This is a genomic window from Flavobacterium sp. Leaf359, assembly GCF_001423985.1.
GTDB classification, from domain to species: domain Bacteria; phylum Bacteroidota; class Bacteroidia; order Flavobacteriales; family Flavobacteriaceae; genus Flavobacterium; species Flavobacterium lindanitolerans.
Window position 1 is genome coordinate 7346 of the sequence record NZ_LMPW01000011.1, and the last position, 4937, is coordinate 12282.

General features: G+C 36.4%; 4 protein-coding genes. All 4 read right to left on the bottom strand.

The features are described 5' to 3' along the window. Positions 1-486, bottom strand: a 486-nt coding sequence (locus tag ASG38_RS06800) for a choice-of-anchor J domain-containing protein (RefSeq protein ID WP_162239669.1), incomplete at its 3' end; no start/stop codon positions are given. 160 nt (positions 487-646) lie between these two features. After that, complete coding sequence (locus tag ASG38_RS06805) at positions 647-1801, bottom strand: tetratricopeptide repeat protein (RefSeq protein WP_056068493.1); 1155 nt, start codon at positions 1799-1801, stop codon at positions 647-649. Continuing rightward, positions 1791-3347: a helix-turn-helix domain-containing protein gene (locus tag ASG38_RS06810; protein ID WP_162239670.1), complete on the bottom strand. Its 1557-nt coding sequence runs from the start codon at positions 3345-3347 to the stop codon at positions 1791-1793. The genes ASG38_RS06805 and ASG38_RS06810 overlap by 11 nt, the downstream gene beginning before the upstream one ends. Positions 3348-3538: 191 nt before the next feature. Then, positions 3539-4714, bottom strand: a complete 1176-nt coding sequence (locus tag ASG38_RS06815) for a GlmU family protein (protein ID WP_056068497.1) — start codon at positions 4712-4714, stop codon at positions 3539-3541. Positions 4715-4937 lie beyond the last annotated feature (223 nt).

Genomic DNA, 4937 nt, shown 5'->3' on the forward strand with positions numbered 1-4937 from the left:
GGACTTTAATATTACGGTATATCCGGCCGGGTCTGTCTGTCCTGCTGTAGACAGCCTGATTTGGTAGATGGCCCCGTTATTGGCACTGGTTGCCTGTTTTGAATAAAAGCGGATTTCCCCATTCTGAGGAATCGGAACTATAGGCGTTGCCAGAAAATACTGTGCGGTATTTCCGGCACCGATGTTTTCTGCACTCGGATTCAAAAAAGCCGCACCGGTTCCTCTGTAACTGTCAGGAGAAATTCCCCAGTTCAGGGTTCCAACATTATTTCTAAAGGATGCCCATGTAGCGGGAATGCCGCTTTCAAATGTTTCCAAAGCCATTTGCGCATGGGCGCTGATGGAAATGAAAAGCAAAAACAAGGGGATGACAATTCTTTTCCTGACACAATTAGGTATCAGTCTGTCATGAATTGTTGAGAATCGATAAAAACAGGTCTGTAAGAGCCTGCCCATTATCGAAGCAAATGGTAATTCTTTTCTCATAAAGTCATACATTTTTCAGTTAGTGTTTCGTCATAAAAATAGAAACTACTACTAACCTTTTTTAAAGTATGCCTTTACTATTTACTGAAATTTGAAAATCTAAATATTATGTTAAAATATTAAAAATCAAACCATTATCTCTTAAATAAAACAAAAAAAATCAATTGGATTTTTCTCTGTTATTTTGGAGATTTTCAATAATATCATTTAATTTTAATATATTTTTTTCACTTTTCTTAATTAATACATAGAAAAATATAACAACCACAATTATTAAGATTAAAGTTGTTAGGATGTAATAATTGTATTTAGAAATTTCGGTTTTAAGATTTTTATTTTGAGTTTTATAGCCCTCATTAATCAGGTTATTGATTGATTTTCTTTCGGACTCTTTTACCTTCAATTGAGTTTCCAAAAAGCGGGCATGAAATTTTTCATAATTGCTCCAATCATTCACCGCCAGGTAATTTTCTAAAAGACCATTATAAATACCTCGGTTTAAAACAAGATCGCCCACACTATTTGAAACAGCCAATGCTTCTTCAAGTTCTTTTATAGCGTCACGATATCTTCCTTCTAACGTATAAACTTCTGCCAAACCTTTTTGGGCAAATGCCTGAAGACTGCTGGCATGTATTCCTTTCGTAATTTCGATGGCTTCAAAAAAACTTTTCTTTGCCGATTCATAATCCGATAAAAGAATATAGCAATTGCCTTTATTATAAAGTGCAATACTTATATTGGTCTTTACCATGCTATTATCTACTCTGGCGAGTTCTGCTATTCCTTTGTTAAAAAAATTGATTGCTATATCGCAGTTTAATTTTTCCTTATAGATGAATCCCCTCACTATATGATTCCTTCCCAAATGATACATCACAGAGTCTTTTACAGGATAGGCCATACAGAGTTTTTCTGCCTCATTAAGGTATTGTATGGCTTCATCATATATTTTCATCTGCTGGTATTGGATTCCCATTTTATTGGCAATCTTAATCTTCAGAATCGGGTCATCTATATGGTTGGAGAGCTTATTGGCCATGATGACATATTCCAGCGATTTTTGGTAGTCCCTTTTTACTGAATAAGCATCAGCAACAAGCATAAGCCCCCTAATTTTAATCTGGGCATCATCCTTAGCGTTGGCAATAATATACTTGCCCGCCTCTATTGCTTTTTCAGGCTTTTCATAAATTTCCATACCGCTGGCCCTGATAATGCTATCCGCCTTCTTCATGGATTGCGCAAAAGAGGCATTGCCGAAGAGCATGACAAAACCTAAAAAAGCTGAGAAAAAATAGCGATTATACTGCATGGCTGTTCACTTTTTCTTGTTTAAGGGCTTCCGTTTCTTCTTTCAGCAGGTCAATAAATGTACCCGGCGCAATTCCTGTTATCGATTTGAAAACCGTAGCAAAGCTACTATGGGATGAAAAACCGCTCTTTTCAGCCAGATAGCTGATTTTATAGTGCATATAATTCGGGTCTTCTTTCAATTTCCCTATAATAAAGGTAATACGCAGTTTGTTGATATAGGTATTAAAATTATCCTGATAATGCTTGTTTATTATTTCGGACAGGTATTTCGTATTGGTATCAAATTGCCCTGCCAAGACTGCCAGCGACATTTCTTTATTGGTAAATCGGGTCGAGTTTTCAAAACGTTTCAATTTGGCAAGTATCACCTGTTCTGTTTCTGCCGGAATTGCTATTTTTTTATGGGTTTCCCGTTTTTCAGGTTGTAACCTTACAGGATTATTGGTTCTTATTTCCAGATAGCTGATGATTTCTTTCAAACGTTTTTTCTTCAGGTAATTTTTCAGCCAAAGCAAAAAACCCGCAACCAGCACGAAAAACAATACCCCAACAGCCACATAAAAATAATCGGCATAACGCGTTTTTGCTTTCTGGAAATCGGCCTCCTGTTCCTGGCTGATTAAATTATAAGCTGAATTAACCGCATCCTGCTCTGATTCCTCAACCGTGTCATAGGCCTTAAGAAACTTATTATCAAACAATTGGTAGTTTTTCTTGTCGTTCAAGGCAAGATAATTGATTCCCAACTGCTTGTTGATTACTTTTAAAAGCGCTTCATTTTTAAGTCGGGTAGCCATTTTCATAGATACCAGTAAAGTATCAATGGCCCTGGTATGTTGCTTTTCATGAAAATAGACGGCACTTAACTCATTTAAAAGTGCTATTTCATTGAGAAAATCAAAATTTTTCTGGTTTTTGGTGAGTTTTTGCGCCTTTGCCAAATAATAATTTGCAGAGTCAATTTTTGCAAGACCAACTAATGCTCTGGCTTTGGTAATATAAAATTCTTGACGGAGCAAGGCATTTTTGCTAAAAGCAGGTTCATATTTTTTATCCGCGTTTTGTAATAGCTCAAAAGCCTTTTGATAATTCTGCCTGTCCAGATACATGCCCGAATTACCGATTAAGATTTTGGCTTCAAAGAAGTTCTGGTCTTCTTTCGATTTGAGTTCCGAAATTTTGGCGGCCGCATCTTCAAGGCATCTTTTTGACTGATTGTCCAAATATATAGCCCTGAAAAGCTGTGATTTGAGAAGCAGAATTTTTATTTTTTCTTCCTCTTTGGCACCATCGGCAAACTTTCCTGCCTCAAAAACATTAATAACAGAATTATTGTAATCGCCTTTTGCCCAATAACTTTCTGCCAGCAACAGGTAAAATTTTGTTTTCTGAGTATCTGACGGATTATTCTTTAGCAAATATTGGCCGATTTTTACCGCTTCATCAGGATTTGAGCGTACAAGTTCATAGGCCTTGACCAGCAGTGACTCGTTGGGAGTTGCAGATTGCCCATAAGCAGGGCTTTTCAATAAGCAAACTGCCATGAGAATTAACCAACATATATAATGGCGACAGGGTTTCATTTTTTTGGTAATTCTAAATTATGGTTTTCCGTAAAAAAACTGTTTTTACAAATATATCCCCTTTTCTTGTATTTTAAGAAATATACCTATAGAATAATACATTTACCGTGAAATTAATATAAAAAAACCGCCAGATTGTCTGGCGGTTTTCTTTAATCTTTTCTCCATTTTTTAGTTTCCTCAAAAACATGTTCCAATATGCGGGCCTCTTTTTCATCAAATTCGACATTTCTTCTGGACATGACTATCCTGGCTGTTTCAAAAGCCTTTTTGGTGACATAGGTTGTAAATCCTGCCGCTCCGCCCCATGAAAAACTTGGTACAAAATTACGAGGGAATCCGCTTCCAAAAATATTCGTACTAACTCCAACTACTGTTCCGGTATTAAACATAGTGTTGATACCACATTTGCTATGGTCTCCCATCATCAAACCGCAAAATTGCAGGCCGGTTTTAGCAAAACTTTCGGTTTCATAGCTCCACAATTTCACTTCTTCATAATTATTTTTCAGGTTTGAATTATTACTGTCAGCTCCAATATTACACCATTCACCCAAAACGGAATTTCCTAAAAACCCGTCGTGTCCTTTATTGGAATAGGCGAAAAGTACAGAATTACTGACTTCTCCTCCTACTCTTGAAAAAGGACCAACTGTTGTAGCACCATATATTTTAGCCGCCAGTTTTACCTGTGCTCCTTCACAAAGTGCAAAAGGTCCCCTGATTACGGAACCTTCCATAATTTCAGAATTTTTCCCAATATAAATAGGACCTGTTGAAGCATTCAGGGTTACGAATTCCAGCTTAGCGCCTTCTTCGATAAAAATATTTTCGGGAGCAATGACATTGACACTTTTAGGAATTGGTTGTGAAACCCTGTCTTCTGTCAAAAGTTCAAAATCTTCACGGAGGGCTGCATCATTTTTTTGAAAAATATCCCATGTATGTTCAATTGTAATACAATCGTCGTTGTATTCCAGAATTTCATAGTTTTCGAAATCGACTTCTTCCTGGCTTTCTTCAGAGAAAAAAGCAATTACTTCTTCTCCTTTGAAAATAGCCTGATTTTGCTCCAGTGACTTCACCATTTCAGCCAATACTTCATTTGGTAAAAAAGAAGCATTAATCATAATATTTTCAGGCATTTCTACCATGGGAAATTTTTCCATAAGGTATTCTTCCGTCAGGCTCGTGGTTGTATAACCCAGATATTTTTCCCACTTTTCGCGGATAGTAAGAATCCCCACACGAATATCTGCCACTGGTCTGGTAAATGTAAAAGGTAATAAGGCATTCCGGACGGTTCCGTCAAAAAGTATATAGTTCATCTTGTTTAGTTTATAATTGATAGTTGATAGTTGATAGTTGATAGTTTTGGATTGTGGATTTATGATTTTAGATTTATGATTTAGGCTTTAGACTTTAGACTTTAGACTTTGGATTTATGATTTTAGATTTATGATTTTGACCTAGAAATTCAAGAACCTCAGAACCTTAGAACCTTAGAACCTTAGAACCTTAGAACCTTAGAACCTTAGAACCTTAGAACCT

What these genes read in the sequence shown, in the direction of transcription:
- ASG38_RS06805 (WP_056068493.1), bottom strand. Translation starts at nt 1,801, where the DNA reads ATGCAGTATAATCGCTATTTTTTCTCAGCTTTTTTAGGTTTTGTCATG.
- ASG38_RS06810 (WP_162239670.1), bottom strand. Translation starts at nt 3,347, where the DNA reads ATGGCAGTTTGCTTATTGAAAAGCCCTGCTTATGGGCAATCTGCAACT.
- ASG38_RS06815 (WP_056068497.1), bottom strand. Translation starts at nt 4,714, where the DNA reads ATGAACTATATACTTTTTGACGGAACCGTCCGGAATGCCTTATTACCT.